Below are 20,057 nucleotides of genomic sequence, written 5' to 3'. Positions count from 1 at the left end.
GAGTGCCCGCGCGGCCCGCGAAGTTGGCAAAGGTTGCGCGTATTAGCGCGCGAGACCCGCCGTGGCGGCGACTTCGGCGGCGAAGTCGCTCTCTTCCTTCTCGATGCCTTCGCCAAGCTGGAAGCGGACATAGTCCTTCAGCACGATCGAGGTACCGGCGTCCTTCGCCGCCTTGGCGACGACGTCGGCGACCGGGGTCTTGCCGTCCATCACGATCGGCTGGCTGAGCAGCGCGTTTTCCTTGGCGAACTTCTTCACCGAGCCTTCGACCATCTTGGCGATGATATCGGCCGGCTTGCCCGAATCGGCGGCCTTTTCGGTCGCGATCTGGCGTTCACGCTCGAGAATGTCCTGGTCGAGACCGCTCTCGTCCAGCGCCAGCGGGAAGGCAGCGGCGATGTGCATCGCGATCTGCTTGCCCAGCGGCTCGAGCACGTCGACACCCGCGTCCGATTCCAGCGCGACCAGCACGCCGATCTTGCCGAGGCCCGGCGCGGCGGCGTTGTGGACATAGGGGATCACGGCGCCCTTGGCGACTTCGATCCGCTTCGCGCGGCGCAGCACCTGGTTCTCGCCGATGGTCGAGATATTGGCGACCAGCGCGTCCTCGACGGTGCCGCCATTCGGCATCGCCTGCCCCTTCAGCGCTTCGATGTCATCGCCCGATTCCAGTGCGATGGCGACGACGTCGCGGACGAAGCCCTGGAACTGGTCGTTCTTGGCGACGAAGTCGGTCTGGCTGTTGACCTCGATCGCGACGCCCTTGGTGCCGGCGACGGCAACGCCGACCAGACCCTCGGCCGCGGTGCGGCTCGACTTCTTGGCGACGGCGGCAAGGCCCTTGGTCCGCAGCCAGTCGACGGCGGCTTCCATGTCGCCATTATTCTCGGACAGCGCCTTCTTGCAGTCCATCATGCCGGCGCCCGAGCGCTCACGCAGTTCCTTGACGGCGGCGGCGGTAACTTCTGCCATGATCAGGCTCCTGTTTGGTGTTCGATATGCTTGCGGGCGAGGCAGCGCGATTTCCGCCCTGCCCCGCCCGCACGTCAGTTCCGTGACAGCTTAGGCTTCGACGGTCGCTTCCGGCTCGGCGGTCAGCGCCTCTTCCGCCGGCGGCTCGTCCATCGCGCCCAGATCGCGGCCCGAATGCGCCATCGCCTGCTGACCACCGCGGGTCGCGGCGATCGCGACGGCTTCGCAATACAGACGGATCGCGCGGCTGGCATCGTCGTTCGCGGGCACCGGGAAGGCGATGCCGTCCGGCGACACGTTCGAATCGAGGATCGCGACGACCGGGATGCCGAGCGTGTTGGCTTCCTTGATCGCCAGCTCTTCCTTGTTCGCGTCGATCACGAACATGATGTCGGGAATGCCGCCCAGATCGCGGATACCGCCGAGCGACAGCTCGAGCTTGTCCTTCTCGCGGGTCAGGTTCAGCACTTCCTTCTTGGTCAGGCCGTGCGTGTCGCCCGACAGCTGCTCCTCGAGCGCCTTCAGACGCTTGATCGAGTTGCTGATCGTCTTCCAGTTGGTGAGCATGCCGCCCAGCCAGCGATGGTTGACGAAGTGCTGGCCCGACTTGCGGGCTGCTTCGGCGATCGGCTCCTGCGCCTGGCGCTTGGTGCCGACGAACAGGACCTTGCCACCCGACGCGACGGTCGACGCGACGAATTCCAGCGCGCGGGCGAACAGCGGCACGGTCTGCGACAGGTCGAGGATGTGGACACCGTTACGATCGCCGAAGATGTACGGCTTCATCTTCGGGTTCCAGCGGTGGGTCTGGTGGCCGAAGTGTGCGCCCGATTCGAGCAGGGCCTGCATGGTGACGACAGGTGCCGCCATAGGATAATTCCTTCCGGTTGATCCTCTGGGAAGCAGGAACCCTTATCGAGCCAAAGGCTCGGGCACCGGTATATGCGCTTCCCATGTGGGGTTGAGATCGGCGCCGTTAGCGCAAAACGTACCAACGATCAAGCCTTGACGTTGGAACGATATGAGAACATTAAGGGTTCAGAAACGGACCATGGAACCGTGGTTCGGCGAAGATGTTGCACCTTTTGCGGTTTTTTTGAAATCGCATGTCCCGGGGAGTTTCGAGATGGCCCTGTTCGCTTACGCCTTGTTCGCCGCCGCGTTCCTGATCGCCATGGGAACGATCGTCGCCACCATCCTGCCGGCGAGCGGCCGCATCCTGCGCCTGCTGCGTCAGGGGCCGGAATGGACGATCGATCCGCTGCCGCCGGTCCGCCTGACGTCGCGTCGCGGCGTGATCCGGCAACGTGCCGTTACGGTCGCGCCGCAGCCGCTTCGCGTTGCCGCCTGATCCGACCGTAGCTGCGGATGCTGAACGGTAGCGTCGCCAGATAGGCGACGCAAACCACCGTCAGCGTCTGCCACGGCGCCGAGACCAGCGCGGCCGCGACGACGACCAACGCAACGATCGCCTCGAACCGGATGTTACGGCGCAGCTTGAGCGACGACCAACTGAACGTCGCGAGGCTCGATACCATCAGGAACGCCACGAACGCGACCCATGGTGCGACGATCCATGGCGAGCGGAAGATCGCCTCACCGCTCCAGATCCAGGCATAGAGCGGCAACATTGCCAGCCCGGCACCGGCCGGCGCTGGAATACCGGTAAGGAAGCCGGCCGATTTGTGTGGCTGGTCGACGACGTCGATCCGCGCATTGAAGCGCGCGAGCCGCAGCGCGGTGAACACCGCATAGATCAGCGACACGATCCAGCCGACCCGCGGTTCGTTGAGTAACGCCCATAGATACATGATCAGGGCCGGCGACACGCCGAACGAGATGGCGTCCGAAAGCGAGTCCAGTTCGGCGCCGAACCGGCTTTCTCCGCGCAGCATCCGCGCGACGCGGCCGTCGATGCCGTCGAGCACCCCGGCGAGCAACACCATCAGAACGGCACGTTCCCATTCGCCGCCTATGGCAAAGCGAATGCCGGTCAGTCCGGAACACAACGCCAGCGCGGTGACCGCGTTGGGGGCGAGGGCACGCAGCGGAATGCCGCGGACGGGCAAGGGGCGCCGCATCTTACTGTGCGATCCCGGTCGGCGCGGGCAGACCCGGCCGGCCCAGCACGGTTTCCCCAGCGACGCTGCGCTGGCCCAGCACGACCTGCGGCTCGATCCCCTCTGGCAGGAACACATCGACGCGGCTGCCGAAACGGATCAGCCCGACGCGCTGTCCCGCGGCGACGATGTCGCCCGGCTTCACGAAGCCGACGATCCGGCGCGCGACCAGTCCCGCGATCTGGGTAAAACCGACGCGTTGCCCGTCAAGGCTTTCGACGACGACGTGCTGACGCTCATTCTCGTCGCTCGCCTTGTCAAGATCGGCGTTCAGGAACTTGCCCGAGATATAGACCACCTGCCGGATCGTCCCCGCAATCGGGGTACGGTTGATATGGACGTCGAACACCGACATGAAGATCGACACGCGCACCAGCGGTTGATCGCCAAGGCCGTTGGGTCCGCGCAGTTCGGGCGGCAGGTCGACGCGCTGGATCATCGTCACCAACCCGTCGGCGGGTGCGACGATCAGCCCGTCGCCCTGCGGCGTGGTCCGCACCGGATCGCGAAAGAACGAGGCGACCCATAACGTCACCAGTCCCATCGGCCATGCCAGCGTCTCCCACGCCATGAAGGCGAAGAAGGCGGTGACGGCGGCGGCGATGAGGACGTATTTGCGCCCTTCGGGATGTACCGAGGGCCAGCGCCACTTGACGGTCGTGGTGCCGACCGCGGGCTTTTCGAGCGATGCCATGAAGCGTGGTGTACCCAAGGTGGGCCGTGCTGACAACCGCCGCGCATCCGCGACGCGGTTGATCCTTGCCGACCGACCCCGTAAGGCCGCGCCAATCGCAACAGAAATCGAGAGCAGGCGCATGGCGAAGATCAAGGTCAAAACCCCGGTCGTGGAGATCGACGGCGACGAAATGACCCGCATCATCTGGGCATGGATTCGCGAACGGCTGATCCAGCCCTATCTCGAAATCGACCTCGATTATTATGACCTCGGCATCGAGAAGCGCGACGAGACCGACGACAAGATCACCGTCGACAGCGCCAAGGCGATCCAGAAGTACGGCGTCGGCGTGAAGTGCGCGACGATCACCCCCGACGAGCAGCGCGTCGAGGAATTCGGCCTGAAGAAGATGTGGCGCTCGCCCAACGGCACGATCCGCAACATCCTGGGCGGCGTCGTCTTCCGCGAACCGATCGTCATCTCGAACGTGCCGCGCCTGATCCCGGGATGGACCAAGCCGATCGTCGTCGGCCGCCATGCATTCGGCGACCAGTATAAGGCGACCGATTTCAAGGTGCCGGGCGCGGGCAAGCTGACCATGAAGTGGGAAGGCACCGACGGCCAGGTGATCGAGGAGGAAGTGTTCGACTTCCCCGCCGCCGGCGTCGCCATGGGCATGTACAATCTCGACGAATCGATCCGCGATTTCGCCCGCGCGTCGATGAACTATGGTCTCGGCCGCGGCTGGCCGGTCTATCTGTCGACCAAGAACACGATCCTGAAGGCCTATGACGGCCGCTTCAAGGATATCTTCGAAGAAGTGTTCGCGACGGAATTCAAGGACCAGTTCCAGGCGGCGGGCATCGAATATCAGCACCGCCTGATCGACGACATGGTCGCATCGGCGCTGAAGTGGCATGGTGAATTCGTCTGGGCCTGCAAGAACTATGACGGCGACGTGCAGTCGGATCAGGTCGCGCAGGGCTTCGGCTCGCTGGGCCTGATGACCTCGGTGCTGATGTCGCCGGACGGCAAGACGATCGAGGCGGAAGCGGCGCACGGCACCGTCACCCGCCACTATCGCCAGCATCAGCAGGGCAAGGCGACCTCGACCAACCCGATCGCGTCGATCTTCGCATGGACCGGCGGCCTGAAGTATCGCGGCAAGTTCGACGATACGCCGGACGTCACCAAGTTCGCCGAAACGCTGGAGCGGGTCTGCATCGAAACCGTCGAAGCCGGCCACATGACCAAGGATCTGGCGATCCTGATCGGCCCGAACCAGCCGTGGATGACCACCGAACAGTTCTTCGAACAGGTTCGCGTCAACCTCGAAGCGGCGATGGGCTCGCAGGGCTAAAAACCCCTGCCCTCGCGGCCATGCGAACGGCGTCCATCCCAACGGATGGGCGCCGTTCGTGCGTTAGCGGTTGCCGCGACCGTGCCGCATCCGCAACAATGGCCCTATGCCGTTGCCGATAGATTCCACGCCGTTCAGTGATTCGCTGGTCATATTGGGGGCCGCCGGCCTCGTCATTCCCGCCTTCGCCCGTTTCCGCGTCAACCCGGTGATCGGGTTCATCCTCGTCGGCGTGCTGGTCGGCCCTTACGGCCTCGGCGCCTTGGTCGACCGGGTGCCGTGGCTGTTCCACATCACCATCACCGATCGCCATTCGATCGAACCCTTTGCCGAATTCGGCATCATCCTGCTGCTATTCTCGATTGGCCTCGAACTGTCGTTCAAGCGGCTGTGGGCGATGCGGCGGCAGGTGTTCGGGCTGGGCGCGGCGGAGCTGCTCGGGTCGGGGCTGTTGATCGGTTTGGCGCTGATGGTTATGGGCCAGGCGAGCGCGGGGGCGATCGGCCTCGGCCTCGCTCTGGCGCTGTCGTCGACCGCGCTGGTGCTGCCGATGGCGGGCACGACCGGACCGGTCGGGCGCACCGCCTTTGCGATGCTGTTGTTCGAGGATCTGGCGCTGGTCCCGATCATCTTCGCGCTGGGCGCGCTGGCACCGACCGCCAGCGACGATGGCTGGGCGGGCCTTGCCAACACCGCGCTATGGGGCGGGGTCAGCGTCGCCGCGCTCTATCTGGCCGGGCGGTTCATCCTGCCGAAGCTGTTCGCACAGGCGGCGCGGACGAAGAGCCCCGAACTGTTCCTGTCGGCCAGCCTGCTGGTCGTGATCGTCGCCAGCCTCGTCACCACCGCCGCCGGCCTGTCGCCGATCGTCGGTGCGCTACTGGCGGGCCTGCTGATCGCCGAAACCGAATATCATAGCGAGGTCGAGGTCATCACTGCGCCGTTCAAGGGGCTGGCGCTCGGCGTGTTCCTCATCACCATCGGCATGAGCCTCGATATCGCGACGATCATCGAGAATTGGCCGGAACTGCTCGGCGCGATCGCCGGTGTCGTTGTGCTGAAGGCCGTGGTGACCGGCGCGCTGCTCTGGGTCAACGGGGTGCGTCCCGGCACCGCGACCGAAACCGGCCTGCTGATGGCCAGTCCGTCCGAGACCACGTTGATCGTGCTCGGCGCAGCGACGCAGGCGCAGTTGATTCAGGCATCGACCGCCGCCTTCTGGCAGACGGTGACCGCCATCGGCCTCACCATCACGCCGTTGCTGGCGATGCTCGGCAAGCGCGCATCGCGGCGAATCGAGCGCCGGACCGGGACCGAGGAGGCGCCGCCGGTCGATCCGACCGGATCGGGCGTGGTTATCATCGGCTTCGGCCGGGTCGGGCGGCTGGTCGCGGAGATGCTCAAGACGCATGACAAGCGCTACATCGCCGTTGATTCGGACATCGACAATGTCGCCGCGGCGCGGGCGGAGGGGCATCCGATCCTGTTCGGCGACGTCGCGCGATCCGAACTGGTCGACCGGCTCGATCTGGGGCGGGCGACCGCCCTCGTGCTGACGATGGACGACCCGGTACTGACGGTGCGGCTGACGCGGCGGGTGCGTGGATGGGTGCCGAACCTGACGATCCTCGCCCGCGCTCGCGATGCGGCCCATGCCGCCGAACTCTATGCGGCAGGGGTCAGCGATGCGGTGCCGGAAACGCTCGAAAGCTCGCTGCAACTGTCCGAAGCAGTGCTGGTCGATCTCGGCGTCGCGATGGGGCCGGTGATCGCCTCGATCCACGAGAAGCGCGACGAACTGCGCCAGTCGATCCGCGAACAGGCCAGCATCGAACGCGAACCGCGCATCCGCCGGTTGCGCCGGGTCGACGACCCGGCGTGACGCCTCATCCGCGGCCGATCAGGCGGCGGGCAATGGCGTCGGCGACTTCGGAGTGTGGACGGCCGCTGACGTCGCTTTCGTCCCAGACCTCGACCAGCCGGTCGGGGATGCGGGCGATGCGGCTCTCGACCTCAACGCGGTCGCCCTGACCCAGATATTCGAGCGCGACGTTGATGATGCCGCCGGCGTTGATGACGTAATCGGGCGCGTATAGGATCCCGCGATCCTGCAGGCGCTTGCCGTCCCCCGCCGTCGCAAGCTGGTTGTTGGCACCACCGGCCACCGCCTTGCACTTGAGCGCCGCGATCGTCGCCTCGTCGAGTACCGCGCCGAGCGCATTGGGGCTGACGATATCGGCCTCCAGCGTCAGCACCGATGCCGGATCGGCGGTGGTCGCGCCTAGTTCGCTCGCGAGTGCTTCGGCACGTGCTTCGTTGACGTCGGCGAGCGTCAGTACCGCACCGTCCTTCGCCAACAGCCGCGCCAGCCCGCCGCCGACCGAACCGACGCCCTGCACCGCGACGCGCACGCCGCGCATGTCGTCGCTGCCCAGCGCCCGCTTCGTTGCGGCGCGGACGCCCAGATAAACGCCCATCGCGGTGAACGGCCCCGGATCGCCACCGGCATTGCCCGCCGCGACCGGCAGGCCCGACACATATTTGGTCGCGCCGGAAATGGTCAACATGTCGGCTTCGGACATGCCGACATCCTCGGCGGTCACATAGCGACCGCCGAGCGATTCGACCGCGCGGCCAAAGGCGCCGAGCAGTTCGGGGGTCTTGGCGCCGCCCTCGGGTGCCAACACCACGCCCTTGCCGCCGCCCATCGGCAGCCCGGCCATCGCGTTCTTGAAGCTCATGCCGCGCGACAGGCGCAGCGCGTCGGTGACCGCCGCATCGCTGCTGGCATAGCGCCAGAAGCGAACCCCACCCGCCGCCGGCCCGAGCGCGGTCGAGTGGACCGCGATCACGCAGCGCAGACCGGTCTTGTGATCGGAGAACAGGTGAATGCCTTCGTGATCGTCGAAGTCGGGATAGCCCCAATCGGTCTGCACGGCGGCGGCTCCAGCGCTGTAAGGGATGGGGCGACCGACGGGACTTGAACCCGCAACTTCCGGCATCACAAGCCGGCGCTCTAACCAATTGAACTACGGTCGCCGTGGAAGGGCGCGCTTAGCCGGGCCGTACGCATCGGTCAAGCAGTGGCGTGCCGACAATCGTTCTGGCAGGAAAAAGTCCATGGAAACGGCCCCGTCCCCCGCCCGCCCGACTCTCGGCTCCGGCTTTCCCAGCGAACCGGTCGTCGACCACATCATGACCCGACCGGGCGTACAGCGGGTGCCGAGCGCCAAGCTGTCGCTGTTCATTCGCCGCGGCCTGATCCCGGCCGATCTCTGCGCCGCGTTGATCGACCGGATCGATGCCAAGCGCCGCCCTTCGACCATCGCAGACGCCAATGGCGACCCGACTTTCCGCACCAGCGAGACCTGCGACCTCGATTCGAGCGACCCGGTCGTCGCCGCCGCCGAAGCGCTGATCTTCGATTTCTGCGGCCTCGACCCGGCGCATGGCGAACCGTTGCAGGGGCAGCGCTATGCCGTCGGGCAGGAATTCAAGGCGCACACCGATTATTTCGATCCGCAGGGCGGCGACTTCGCCCGCTATTGCTCGGTTGCGGGCAACCGGACATGGACAGTGATGCTGTATCTGAACGAACCGGGCGCCGGCGGCGCGACGCGGTTCAAGGCGATCGACAAGATCGTCCAGCCCGAGACCGGCAAATTGCTGGCGTGGAACAATCTGCGCGCCGATGGCGGGCCCAATCCGGCGACCTTGCATCATGGGATGAAGGTGCGCGAGGGCACCAAATATGTGCTGACCAAATGGTTTCGCGAACGCCCATGGGGATAAGCGAACGGGCCGCCGGCATTGCTGCCGACGGCCCGTCCATCGCCACCCGTTCGATCAGAACTGCGCGGTGATCCCAAGCGAGAATACGCGGCCCAGATCGTAGCGGTTGATATAGACCGGGTTGCCGGCGAAATCCTGGCTTTCGCTGTAACGCGTGCCGGTCAGGTTGCGCGCTTCGGCCTTCACTTCCAGCTGCGCCCCGGCGACTTCGAAGCCCTGCCGCCCGACTAGATCGAGGCGGATGCCCGGACGCTCGACGATATCGGGCTGGAACCCCGCACCCGAGAGGTTCGACGGACCGCGATTGGTCACGCGGTCGCTGGCATAGTTGAACAACAGCGTCAGCTGCGACAGCGCCGCCGTATCCTCGACGCCGATTTGGACGTTGACCAGATGGTCCGACTGTCCGGTCAGCGGCGCGCCGTCGCGGAACAACGCGCTGGCCCGACCGAAGCCCGCTTGACAACCGCCAATCCCCGGCGAGCCGAGCGCCGCCGCCGGGTTGGGCACGCAGGTGCCGTCCGCGGTGATCTGCGACTGGGTATAGGTATAGTTGGCGAGCAGAAGGAGGCGACGGGTCGCGAAGAAATTGCCGAGCCCGCTCAGCGGAACGTATTTCTGCGCCTCGACCTCCGCGCCGTACAGCGTCGCCTTGGGCAGATAGGTGAAACCGGTCTGCAACGTCGCGTCGGGGCTGGGATAGAAACCCGCCTGTTCGATCGGGTTGTCGATCCGCTTGTAGAAGCCCGCGGCGGTGATGCGCTGATCGCGGCCGAAGAAATATTCGTAACGGCCTTCGAGGTTCCACAGCTCGGAATCGCGCAAGTTCGGGTTACCGAAGAACAGGCGATCCGAATCGGGATCGCGGAACTGCTGCGGGGCCAGTTCGCGGAACTGCGGCCGCGAGATCGTCTTCGCACCGCTGAGGCGGAACTGCATGTCCGATGCGAAATTCCACGTCAGCGTGCCGGCCGGCAGCCAATAGGCATTCTTCAGGATCGTCGGCGTCAGGTTGATTGGCGTCACCTGCTCGTTCGCCGTTTCGTAGCGGACGCCAGCCACCGCACGCAGGCCGTCGGACACCTCGGCCTCCGCCTGGACGTAACCGGCATGGATTTCGAGGCTGGCGTCATAGGCATAGGCGCCGGCCTGGGTATTGAACTGCAACTCGATCGTGCAGGCACCCGTACCGCGCTGCGGACAGGCGTTAAACAGCGAATCGGGCGACAGCAGATAGTCGGGCCGCAACAGATTGTTGGGGAAGCCCGGCGCAGTGCCGGCACCGTCGCTGGTCTGGTAGTTGAATTGCAGACGACGCGACGAGCGATCGGTATTCGAATAGAAATAGCCCGTCGATATGGTCATCGGGCGATCGGTCGGCAGCTTGTAGGCGAGGTCCGCCTGCCCCGTGTACAGGTCTTCGTTCAGCTCGCTGAATACCACGCTGGCGAAGGGCGAGAAGCGCTGCGTCACCTGATATGCGCCGTTGCAGTTGAAGCCGCGCGATACCGGGGCGTCGGTGACGGTGATCGGATAGCCGTTGGTGGTACGGTTCGAGCAGAGATAGTCGAACTGGCGCTCGTACGGCGCATTACGCTTCGAATTGGCGAAGGCGCCGCGGGCGTCGAACTTCAACGCGTCGGTCAACTTAAATTCGCCGACCAGCTGGCTCTCGATCAACTGGCGTTCGAACCAGTTGGTGTTCTGCTGCACGCGCAGGCCGCTGAAATTGTTGTAATTGTCCGACGCGGCCAGACGCCCCTGCTTCAGCGTGTCGTGGATATAGACGTTGGTCCAGCGCAGCGTGTTATCGTTGAACTCATAGCCCAATCCGACCAACCCGTTGGCAACGATCCGGTTGTCGGTCAGCACCGTGCGGAAGTCGTTGCGGACGGTGCCGTTCTCGCTGACGCTGTCCTGCTGGGTCGCATCGCGCGTGCGAAAGGTGTTCGACAGGCCCAGCGACGCGATGACGCCCAGCCGGTCGCTGCCGATATCAAACACCGATCCGCCAGCGATTTCGCCCGACAGATTGGCGGGCAGCTGGTTGTTGACCTGCAACAGCGAGGTGCGGGCATTGTCGAGCTGGGCGACCTGCGCGACCGGGATCAGACCCGAACCCTTGTCGGCATTGCGGATGAACGACGGCACACCGCGGGTTCCGTCGTCATAGCCGATCCAGTCGCTCTTGCCGCCGGCATAGACATAGCCGAGCTCGCTGGTCGTGACCGTATCGGCGGCGATCGATCCGCCGATCGACAGGAAGTTCTTCTTGGGGATCGCCTTCGACGTCAGGTTGATGACACCGCCGCCGAATTCGCCGGGGAAGTTGACCGAATAGGTCTTCTGCACCAGCGCCGATCCGACGATCGACGTCGGGAAAATGTCGAGCGGGACCGAACGGCGCAGTGGCTCGGGGCTCGGCAAGGGCGACCCGTTGAGCAGCGACGACGAGTAGCGATCGCCGAGACCACGGACATAGACGAAGCCGCCGCCGACGACCGACAGGCCGGTCACGCGGGTCAGTGCGCCGGCAATGTCGCCGTCGCCGGTGCGGGCGATGTCGGCTTCGGACAGGACCGACACGATCTGCGGCGTGGCGCGGACCACGTTCGGGATGTTGCGACCGACGACGACGATTTCCTCGCCGGCGGCTTCATCGAAACCGGGCGACGAAACTTCGGCGGGGGCGTCGGTCGTCGTTCCGTCCTGCGGTGCGGACGTCGCGGTATCGGGTTCGGTACCAGTCTGCACGACCGGCGGCGTCGCGGCGGCGGGAGCGGCGGGCGTGGTCGACTGTGCCAGCACGGCCGGCGCAACCAGTTGCGACGTCAGGAGAAGGAGTGTTGCGTAAGCGCGGCGGTGCTGCATGACCGTTGATCCACCTTGTATATCTGAAAGAGCGAATGCCGGGACGGGCGTATCGGCCCGCCCCGGCATCGGCGTGTCATCGCGGGCTACGCGACGGGTCGGATCAACGGCCCTGGCAGGCGAAGTAGACCGACGAGAATACCGGCGGGCCGGCATCCTGCTTGGTGGTGTCGGCCGCACGGATGGTCGAGCGATCCGACGCGCTGGTCTCGCCGGCAATCAGGTTGACGCAGGCGACGTTGCCGACCGACTTCACCACGCCATTGACGTAGCGCATGTCCGAACCGCCGCGCTGACGGATCGCCGCCGGGGCGAGCGCGGTCTGGATGAAGGTGAAGTTGGCATAGGTGCTGTACGTACGCGGCAGCAGGTCCTCGCCATTGTTCGAGTCGATCTCCGTCGAGAACGAGTCGGCGGTCGCGCCGAGGACACGCTGCGCCGCGATCATGAACTGCATGAAGCCGCGATAGCCGTTGTCGATGTCGAAGCCGTCGTCGTCGGCGCCGGTGATGGCGATATACTTCAGGTTGGTGGTGCCGCCGAAGATTTCGATGCCGTCGTCGGCCGAGTTGTGGCTCTGGATATGATCCAGCACGGTGCCGCTGCCGGTACCGCCCAGCGTCAGGCCCTGCAGTTCATTGCCGTCGCTGATCGCGATGCCCGAATAGCGGATCTGGACGTAGGACATCTGGCCCGAATTGTCAGCGGCGTTCGGCCCGCCATAGAAGCGGCCGGTGACGCCTTCGATCGCCTGCTGGCAGGTCGTCGACGAACCGTCGGCGTTGTTCGGACCGGTGCCGGTGGCGCAGACCGCGGTCGGCGCACGGCCGAGCAGGATTATGCCGCCCCACTGACCCTGGCTTGCGTCGGACACGCCGTTGTTCACCAGATTCTGCTGCGAGGTGAAGATGATTGGCGCGTCGCGGGTACCGATCGCCGAGATCTTCGAACCGCGGTTCACCAGCAGCAGGTCGTTGGTATTTTCCGACGAGTCGGCGGCGATCACCGAACCGGCGGCGATCGTCAGCGTCACGCCGGCGGGACCGGTGCTGCCGAGATCGGTGCCGACTTCGGTCTGGCCGCGCAGGCGATAGACGACGCCAGCGATCTTCGGCAGCGACAGGTCGGTCGTGATGTTCTGCGGCAGGCGGCAGTAGCGGAAAGACGGGCTCGACGAGCTGTTCGTACCGTCGTCGATCGTGCCGGTCGGGCAGACCGAGGTCGCAACGGCATAGGTGCCGATCGACGGCACCGCGGTGCAGCGCGCGCCCGAACCGCCGAATTCAGCCGAGGTCGAGTTGCAGGTCCATCCCTGGAAGGCGGTATCGGTCGGGCCGTTCAGTGCGCCGACATAGTTGGTGCTGGTGAAAAAGCTGTTGATCGTCGACGGATCGGTCGCGGTCGTCAGCGATGCAGCGCCGACCGGATACACGCCGTTCAGCACCGAACCGACGCCGTTGACGTTGTTGTTGGTACCGGCGTTGACGATCGCCAGCTGTTCGTCCGACGTAATCGTGATGCCGTTGACCGTCGTCTGCGCGGCGAACTGCGCCGCGGTGATGGCGCTCGGCGCGGTCGAGGTCGGGGTCGGCGTGGGGGCCGGCGCCGGGACGGTCACGTTGATGCTGCCCGCCCCCGGCGATGCGACGCCGTCGGCGCCGCTGCACCCGGCCAGCGCGGCGCAGGCCGTGGTCGCCATGAGAATAAAGCCGAAGCGCTTGCTGCTGGCCATCACCGATGAAACTCCCGAAAACTTGGTTGTTCGTTATGCGGGCGCAAGACCCGGCGATCGTCCAAGGCTCCCCCTTCGGCCGACCCACGGCCGCCGCGTTAGGGATGCTGCATGACGGGAACATGCGATTCCGATGAAGTTTCGGAGACGTTATGGTTTCGGTTTTATGACAGCGGGCGACAGGCCAACGAGCCGACCGGAATCAGAAACGGCCGCCCGGCCCGTCGCCTCTGAACAGAGGTCTGACGTGCCGGACGGCCGTTGATCTGGTGGGCGCGACAGGGATTGAACCTGTGACCCCACCCGTGTGAAGGGTGTGCTCTACCGCTGAGCTACGCGCCCGGAAACCCGGAGGCCGGCTCCCTAAAGGGGTCCGGCCATGGTGTCCAGAACTTAATTCACCGAATCCTTCAGGCCCTTGCCGGCCTTGAACTTGGGCTGCGACGACGCCTTGATCGTCATCGGCTCGCCGGTACGCGGATTACGGCCGGTCGATGCCTTGCGCTTCGATACCGAGAACGTGCCGAACCCGACGAGACGCACTTCGTCGCCCTTCTTGAGCGCCGCCGAGATGACGTCGAATACCGCTTCGACCGCCTTCATCGCATCGCCGCGGGTGAGCCCCGAATGGTCGGCGACCTGCCCGATCAGCTCCTGCTTGTTCATCCCGTGGAACCCCCTTCGTCTCTGAAAAAATATGACCAGACTCGAACGCGGCAATAAGGCCGCTCCGTCGAACGCTGTCAAAGCAAATTGGCATTGTTAGCGCAATCCAATGGATTGCGTAGCGTCGCCTGCGTACGTCGCTTCGACGATGCCGGCGGGACGTCGTACCCTTCCCGCCGGCTCCGATCAATGCGGTCGCGATTCGGCGATACCGGGTACCGGCACCGGCGGTTGGGCGGCGAGATCGTCCGCCTCGGTCCAGTCGATCGCGGTCAACGGCTCGGTCAGCGCGAGTCGCAGCACCTCGTCGACATGCGACACCGGGATGATCTCGAGCCCGCTACGGATGTTCGCCGGGATTTCCGCCAGATCCTTTTCATTCTCGACCGGAATCAGGACGGTGGTGATGCCGCCGCGCAATGCCGCCAGCAGCTTTTCCTTCAGCCCCCCGATCGGCAGCACCCGACCGCGCAGCGTAACCTCACCGGTCATCGCCACCTCGCGCCGCACCGGCACGCCGGTCAGCGTCGACACGATCGACGTGACCAGCCCGATGCCCGCCGACGGACCGTCCTTCGGCACCGCGCCTTCGGGCAGGTGGATATGCACGTCCTTGCGATGGAACAGGCTCGGCTTGATGCCGTATCCCGGCGAGCGCGCCTTGACATAGCTCCACGCCGCCTCGACCGATTCCTTCATCACGTCGCCGAGCTTGCCGGTGGTCTTGACCGATCCCTTGCCCGGTACGGTGACGCTTTCGATCGTCAGCAACTCGCCGCCGACTTCGGTCCATGCCAGGCCGGTGACAGCACCGATCTGATGCTCTTCCTCGCCGACGCCGAAGCGATATTTGCGCACCCCGGCAAATTCGGAGAGGTTTTCGGGCGTTACCGTAACCGACGAAGCCTTACCCTCAAGGATCCGCCGCAGCGCCTTGCGCGCCAGCTTGGCGATTTCGCGCTCCAGCGTCCGCACACCCGCCTCGCGGGTGTAATAGCGGATCAGGTCGCGCAATCCCGCCTGGGTCAACTCGAACTCGCCGGCTTTCAGCCCATGCGCGTCGACCTGCTTGGCGACCAGATGGCGTTCGGCGATCTCGACCTTCTCGTCCTCGGTATAGCCCTCCAGCCGGATGATCTCCATCCGGTCGAGCAGCGGCTTCGGCAGGTTCAGCGTGTTCGCGGTGCAGACGAACATCACGTCCGACAGATCGATATCGATCTCCAGATAGTGATCGTTAAACTTCGCATTCTGTTCGGGGTCGAGCACCTCCAGCAGCGCCGATGCCGGATCGCCGCGGAAATCCTGACCCAGCTTGTCGATCTCGTCGAGCAGGAACAGCGGGTTCGACGCGCCGGCCTTGCGCAGGTTCGTCACGATCTTGCCCGGCAGCGACCCGATATAGGTCCGGCGGTGCCCCCTGATCTCCGCCTCGTCGCGCACGCCGCCCAGCGACTGGCGGATGAACTCGCGCCCGGTCGCCTTGGCGATCGACTTGCCGAGGCTCGTCTTGCCGACGCCCGGCGGACCGACGAGGCACAGGATCGGCCCCTTCAGCTTGTTGGTCCGCGCCTGCACCGCCAGATATTCGACGATCCGGTCCTTGACCTTCTCCAGCGCGTAATGGTCCTCGTCGAGCACCGTCTGCGCAACGGCAATGTCCTTCTTCAGCTTGGACTTCTTGCCCCATGGCAGGCCGAGCAGCACGTCGAGATAGTTGCGTACGACCGTCGCCTCGGCGCTCATCGGCGCCATCGTCTTGAGCTTCTTCAGCTCCGACGTCGCCTTGGTCCGCGCTTCCTTGCTCAGCTTCAGCGTGGCGATCTTCTGCGTCAGCTCGGCGATCTCGTCGCCGTCGCCATCCTCACCCTCGTTGCCGAGTTCGCGCTGGATCGCCTTCAGCTGTTCATTGAGATAATATTCGCGCTGGGTCTTCTCCATCTGCCGCTTCACGCGGCTGCGGATCTTCTTCTCGACCTGCAGCACGCCCAGTTCGCCTTCCATGAAGGCGAACACCATCTCCAGTCGCTTGTGCGGATCGGCCTCGACCAGCAGCGCCTGCTTGTCGGCGACCTTGACCGCGATATTGCCCGCGACCGCATCAGCCAGGCGCGAGGCGTCGTCCAATTCGGACAGCTGGACCGCAGTTTCAGCCGGCAGCTTCTTGTTGAGCTTTGCGTAATTTTCGAACTGGTCGACGACCGAGCGCATCAGCGCCTTCAACTCGGCACTTGGCTGCGCAACCGTCTCGGCGACCCGCTCTTCCATGCCTTCGTCGGCATCTTCCAGCGTCGTGTCGCCGGCACCCGCCGGCGTGACCGTTGCGACCAGATAATTGTCGACCGTTTCCAGATCGGTCAGCGTCGCGCGCGCCTTGCCCGACACCAGCACGCGGACGGTGCCATCGGGGAGCTTCAGCATCTGCATGACTTCGGCCGACACGCCGACATCATACAGGTCGTCGCGCGCGGGATCGTCCTCACCCGGATCGAGCTGCGCCACGAGGAAGATTTCCTTCGATCCCGCCATCGCCGCTTCCAGCGCGGCTACCGACTTGTCGCGCCCGACGAACAGCGGCACGATCATGTGCGGAAAGACAACGATATCGCGCAGCGGCAGCACCGGCAGCTTCAGCGCCTCGGACGAAACGGAATTGGTATTCTCGGACATGGACACTCCACGACCCGGCCGAACTGCCGGACCCATACACCTATATGGTGGTGATTACCGCCCCATCAATCTCCGGTCGATGGGAAGCTGAATCGTGACATCTTCTCTGGCGTTATTGCTTGCTGCTGCAACGGTGCAGGCCCCCGCCCCCAAACTGCCACCCATCCCGCCCGTCCACCCGATGACATTGCGTTCGGGAGGCGCGGTCGCCCCCGAACGCGCCGCGTTGCGATTGGCACATGTCGACTTGGCGATCGAAGCGCTGCCTGCACGCCGTGCGCTGTCCGGCCGGGCGGTGCTGACGATCGACGCGCAGGCAGCGACGCCACGGATCATCATCGATCTCGACGATGCCTTCACGGTTTCGGCGGTCGCGATTGGCAGAACCGTCCTTCCCGAGGCCCAGTGGCGGCAGGCTGGTGGTCAGATCGCGATCGACCGCCCGCTGGCCGCCGGGCAGCGCATGACGGTCGAAATCCGCTATGCCGGGCAGCCGCGCGTCGCCAAGCGTGCCCCATGGGACGACGGCTTCGTGTGGAGCGAATGGCAGGGCAAGCCATGGTTCGGCACGACCGCGCAGCTGACCGGGTGCGATCTGTGGTGGCCCTGTCTCGATTTTCCGGCGGGCGAGCCGGCGGCGGCCGACCTGCATTTCACCGTGCCCGCCGGCCTGTCGGCCCCCGCCAATGGCGTGTTGCGCGGCATCGACCGGCTGCCCGACGGACGCACGACGTGGAACTGGCATTCGGGATCGGTGAACCCCTATGCGCTGGCGATCAGCATCGGCCCCTATACCGAGATCGAGGGCACGTATCGCAGCCGCTACGGCAACGTCATCCCGCTGCAACTCTGGCACCTGACCGGCAAAGAGGCGCAGGCGGCACAGTTGTTCGCAGAATTCGCGCCGACGCTCGATTTCTTCGAACGGGTCATCGGCCCTTATCCCTTTGCCGATCAAAAGGTCGGGGTGGTCGAGACGCCCTATCTCGGCATGGAGCATCAGACGATCAACGCCTATGGCAATGGCTACAAGCCGGCGCCCGAGGGGTTCGACTGGCTGTTCCAGCACGAATTCAGCCACGAATGGTTCGGCAACCAGATGACGGCGGCCGACTGGGACGATTTCTGGCTCCATGAATCGTTCGCCGCCTATATGCAGCCGCTCTATGCAAAATGGCGCGAGGGCGATGCCCGCTATATCGCGATGATGCTGATCCAGCGCGATCGGATCGCGGCCAAGGTACCGGTCGTCTCGGGCGTGCCCCGCACCGCGCGGGCGATGGAAGGGAAGGCCGGACCCGGCACCGACGTCTATTTCAAGGGCGCGTGGATGCTGCACAGCCTGCGCAGCCTGATCGGGGACCGGGCGTTCTTCGCGGCAACCCGGCGGCTGGTCTATGGGCGTCCCGATCCGAAGCCGGGCAATTTCCGCCCCCGCTTTGCTACCACCCGCGATTTCGAAACCGCGGTGGCGCAGGAGAGCGGACGCGATCTGCGCTGGTTCTTCGACGTCTATTTGCGGCGCGGCACCCTGCCCGATCTGATCGAGAGCCGCGACGGCAACAGCCTGACGCTGCGGTGGAAGGTGCCGGGCGATGGCCCCTTCCCGCTGCCCGTCGAGGTGGAGGTCGACGGCGTCGTGCGGACGCTTCCAATGACCGATGGCAGCGGCTCTATCCCCCTGCCGGCCGATGCGCATGTCGTGATCGACCCGATGGCGCGTTTGCTACGCCGGTCGATCGCGGTCGAACGGATGCAGGCACCGATTGCGAAGCCGAACGTTGCAACCCGATGAAACACCTTGGGAAACGATCGGCCGAAATGGCCGCGACCTTCATGATCGGCGACGGGATGCTCGGCCTGTTGCAGCCGCGCCGCCATGTCGAACTGTGGCGGGAGCAGGCGGGCGGCGCCGAATGGCTGGTACGGCCGTTTGTCGGCCATCCCGGCCGCCGCCGCGCCTATGCCGTACTGCAGATCGCCGCCGGGCTGGCGCTCGCCGCCCGGCAGATCAGGGCACGACGGTGACGAAGATATAGGCGGCGAAGATCGTCAAATGGACGATACCCGCCAACACCGTCGTCCGCCCATTGCCCAGCGTCAGCGTAGACACCAGCAGCGACAGCGCGAACAGCACCGTCGACTTGCCGTCGATTCCCAGCGACAGCGGCCAGCCCATGACCAGCGATACGATCGCGACGCTGGGGATGGTCAGCCCGATCGTCGCCAGCGCCGATCCCATGGCAAGGTTCAGACTGGTCTGGAGCCGGTCCTTGCGCGCCGCTTTCACCGCCGCGAGGCTTTCCGGCGCCAGCACGAGCGCGGCGATCAGGATGCCGACCACCGCCAGCGGTAGCCCTGCCCCCAGCACCGCCGCCTCGATCGTCGGCGACAGGTCCTTGGCGAGCAGCACCACCCCGACCAGCGCCACCAGCAGCACGGCGAAGGCGATCCACGCGGTGCCGGCACTCGGCGGCTCGGCATGGGCGTCCTTGGGCAGCGACCCGTCGGCCGCCGGCAGGAAATAATCGCGGTGCCGCACCGTCTGCACCATCACGAACGTCGCATACAGGATGACCGACACCACCGCGACGAACGCCAGCTGCGAAGCCGACAGCGTCGGTCCGGGCACGGTCGAGGTATAGTTGGGCAGCACCAGCGACATCACCGCCATCGCCGCCAGCACCGACAGCGCGGCGCTCACCCCGCGCAGGACGAAGCGTTGCTCATGATGCCGGATTCCGCCGACCAGGACGCAAATCCCGACGATGAAATTCAGGATGATCATGATGGCCGCGAACACCGTATCGCGCGCCAGCGTCGCGACGTCGCCCGACCCCGACAGCATCAACGATACGATCAGCGACACCTCGATCACCGTCACCGCCACGGCCAGCACCAGCGTCCCGAACGGCTCGCCAACCTTGTGCGCCACAACCTCTGCATGGTGGACCGCGGCAATCACGCAGCCGATCATCACGACTGCCGCCAGTACCGCCCCGGTGCCACCGGCCTTGGCAAGATCCATCAGGATCGCGACCAGGCCGAGCACCGGGATCAGCAACGACCACCGTGGCAACGCCGTCCGATCGAGCAACGCCCGCTTCGTCGCCGGCGGGACTACCGCTTCCGACTGTTCCACCGCCATCATTGCATCGTGGTCGTTTGCTGCCGACATCATGCCTCCATGTTCGTTAC

16 protein-coding genes and 2 tRNA genes are annotated in these 20,057 nt (G+C 65.3%); 6 read left to right on the top strand and 12 right to left on the bottom strand.

The genetic code is table 11. The annotated features are described in order from the left end of the window. Positions 1–42: 42 nt before the first annotated feature. Both tsf and rpsB read right to left on the bottom strand, forming a co-directional pair. On the bottom strand, positions 43–972 hold the full coding sequence (tsf, locus tag MF607_RS09155) for a translation elongation factor Ts (protein ID WP_242117742.1): 930 nt from the start codon (positions 970–972) through the stop codon (positions 43–45). Positions 973–1,062: 90 nt separating this feature from the next. Continuing rightward, the gene (gene rpsB, locus MF607_RS09150) at positions 1,063–1,842 is read right to left on the bottom strand and encodes a 30S ribosomal protein S2 (RefSeq protein WP_242117739.1); all 780 of its coding nucleotides are present in this window, start codon (positions 1,840–1,842) and stop codon (positions 1,063–1,065) included. Positions 1,843–2,098: 256 nt separating this feature from the next. Between rpsB and MF607_RS09145 the strand changes: the two genes are divergently transcribed. Continuing rightward, a complete protein-coding gene (locus tag MF607_RS09145; RefSeq protein ID WP_242117737.1) occupies positions 2,099–2,323 on the top strand; it encodes a hypothetical protein in 225 nt (74 codons plus the stop codon). Here the strand turns inward: MF607_RS09145 and MF607_RS09140 are convergent. Both MF607_RS09140 and MF607_RS09135 read right to left on the bottom strand, forming a co-directional pair. Beyond that, positions 2,286–3,053, bottom strand: a complete 768-nt coding sequence (locus MF607_RS09140; protein ID WP_242117735.1) for a CDP-alcohol phosphatidyltransferase family protein — start codon at positions 3,051–3,053, stop codon at positions 2,286–2,288. The two genes, MF607_RS09145 and MF607_RS09140, sit on opposite strands and share 38 nt — an antisense overlap. Before the next feature lies 1 nt (position 3,054). Further along, the gene (locus tag MF607_RS09135) at positions 3,055–3,786 is read right to left on the bottom strand and encodes a phosphatidylserine decarboxylase (protein WP_242117734.1); all 732 of its coding nucleotides are present in this window, start codon (positions 3,784–3,786) and stop codon (positions 3,055–3,057) included. A gap of 121 nt (positions 3,787–3,907) precedes the next feature. Here MF607_RS09135 and MF607_RS09130 point away from each other — a divergent pair, with 121 nt between their 5' ends. Both MF607_RS09130 and MF607_RS09125 read left to right on the top strand, forming a co-directional pair. Then, positions 3,908–5,128 carry an NADP-dependent isocitrate dehydrogenase gene (locus MF607_RS09130; protein WP_242117732.1) on the top strand — a complete coding sequence of 407 codons (1,221 nt, stop codon included), beginning with the start codon at positions 3,908–3,910 and terminating at the stop codon, positions 5,126–5,128. Between the two features lie 106 nt (positions 5,129–5,234). Next, entirely contained in the window at positions 5,235–7,010 is a 1,776-nt protein-coding gene (locus tag MF607_RS09125) for a cation:proton antiporter domain-containing protein (RefSeq protein WP_242117730.1), read from the top strand. Between the two features lie 4 nt (positions 7,011–7,014). On the opposite strand, the gene MF607_RS09120 is transcribed toward MF607_RS09125, so the two are convergent. Continuing rightward, positions 7,015–8,064 (bottom strand): Glu/Leu/Phe/Val family dehydrogenase, encoded by a 1,050-nt coding sequence (locus tag MF607_RS09120; RefSeq protein WP_242117726.1) that lies wholly within the window; start codon positions 8,062–8,064, stop codon positions 7,015–7,017. A gap of 26 nt (positions 8,065–8,090) precedes the next feature. Then, positions 8,091–8,167, bottom strand: a tRNA-His gene (locus MF607_RS09115). A gap of 81 nt (positions 8,168–8,248) precedes the next feature. On the opposite strand from MF607_RS09115, the gene MF607_RS09110 reads away from it, so the two are divergent. Next, on the top strand, positions 8,249–8,920 hold the full coding sequence (locus MF607_RS09110; RefSeq protein WP_242117724.1) for a prolyl hydroxylase family protein: 672 nt from the start codon (positions 8,249–8,251) through the stop codon (positions 8,918–8,920). Between the two features lie 54 nt (positions 8,921–8,974). On the opposite strand, the gene MF607_RS09105 is transcribed toward MF607_RS09110, so the two are convergent. The 5 genes from MF607_RS09105 to lon form a co-directional block, all read right to left on the bottom strand. Beyond that, positions 8,975–11,791: a TonB-dependent receptor domain-containing protein gene (locus MF607_RS09105; RefSeq protein WP_242117722.1), complete on the bottom strand. Its 2,817-nt coding sequence runs from the start codon at positions 11,789–11,791 to the stop codon at positions 8,975–8,977. Between the two features lie 103 nt (positions 11,792–11,894). After that, positions 11,895–13,523 carry a hypothetical protein gene (locus MF607_RS09100; RefSeq protein ID WP_242117720.1) on the bottom strand — a complete coding sequence of 543 codons (1,629 nt, stop codon included), beginning with the start codon at positions 13,521–13,523 and terminating at the stop codon, positions 11,895–11,897. A 267-nt stretch (positions 13,524–13,790) separates the two neighbouring features. Further along, positions 13,791–13,865: transfer RNA gene (locus tag MF607_RS09095), tRNA-Val, on the bottom strand. Positions 13,866–13,916: 51 nt separating this feature from the next. After that, positions 13,917–14,189 (bottom strand): HU family DNA-binding protein, encoded by a 273-nt coding sequence (locus MF607_RS09090; RefSeq protein ID WP_055756411.1) that lies wholly within the window; start codon positions 14,187–14,189, stop codon positions 13,917–13,919. 186 nt (positions 14,190–14,375) lie between these two features. Further along, entirely contained in the window at positions 14,376–16,859 is a 2,484-nt protein-coding gene (lon, locus tag MF607_RS09085; RefSeq protein ID WP_242117718.1) for an endopeptidase La, read from the bottom strand. A 181-nt stretch (positions 16,860–17,040) separates the two neighbouring features. On the opposite strand from lon, the gene MF607_RS09080 reads away from it, so the two are divergent. After that, positions 17,041–18,654, top strand: coding sequence for a M1 family metallopeptidase (locus tag MF607_RS09080; protein ID WP_242117716.1), 1,614 nt, complete (start codon positions 17,041–17,043; stop codon positions 18,652–18,654). Continuing rightward, positions 18,651–18,887, top strand: a complete 237-nt coding sequence (locus MF607_RS09075; RefSeq protein WP_242117714.1) for a hypothetical protein — start codon at positions 18,651–18,653, stop codon at positions 18,885–18,887. Before MF607_RS09080 ends, MF607_RS09075 begins: the two co-directional genes overlap by 4 nt. On the opposite strand, the gene MF607_RS09070 is transcribed toward MF607_RS09075, so the two are convergent. Next, positions 18,871–20,040, bottom strand: coding sequence for a calcium:cation antiporter (locus tag MF607_RS09070; protein ID WP_242117712.1), 1,170 nt, complete (start codon positions 20,038–20,040; stop codon positions 18,871–18,873). The genes MF607_RS09075 and MF607_RS09070 overlap by 17 nt on opposite strands. Between the last annotated feature and the right edge of the window lie 17 nt (positions 20,041–20,057).

The organism is Sphingomonas lacusdianchii (assembly GCF_022664395.1).
Classification (GTDB): Bacteria; Pseudomonadota; Alphaproteobacteria; order Sphingomonadales; family Sphingomonadaceae; genus Sphingomonas; species Sphingomonas lacusdianchii.
This window is presented reverse-complemented; position numbering and strand designations above follow the sequence as displayed.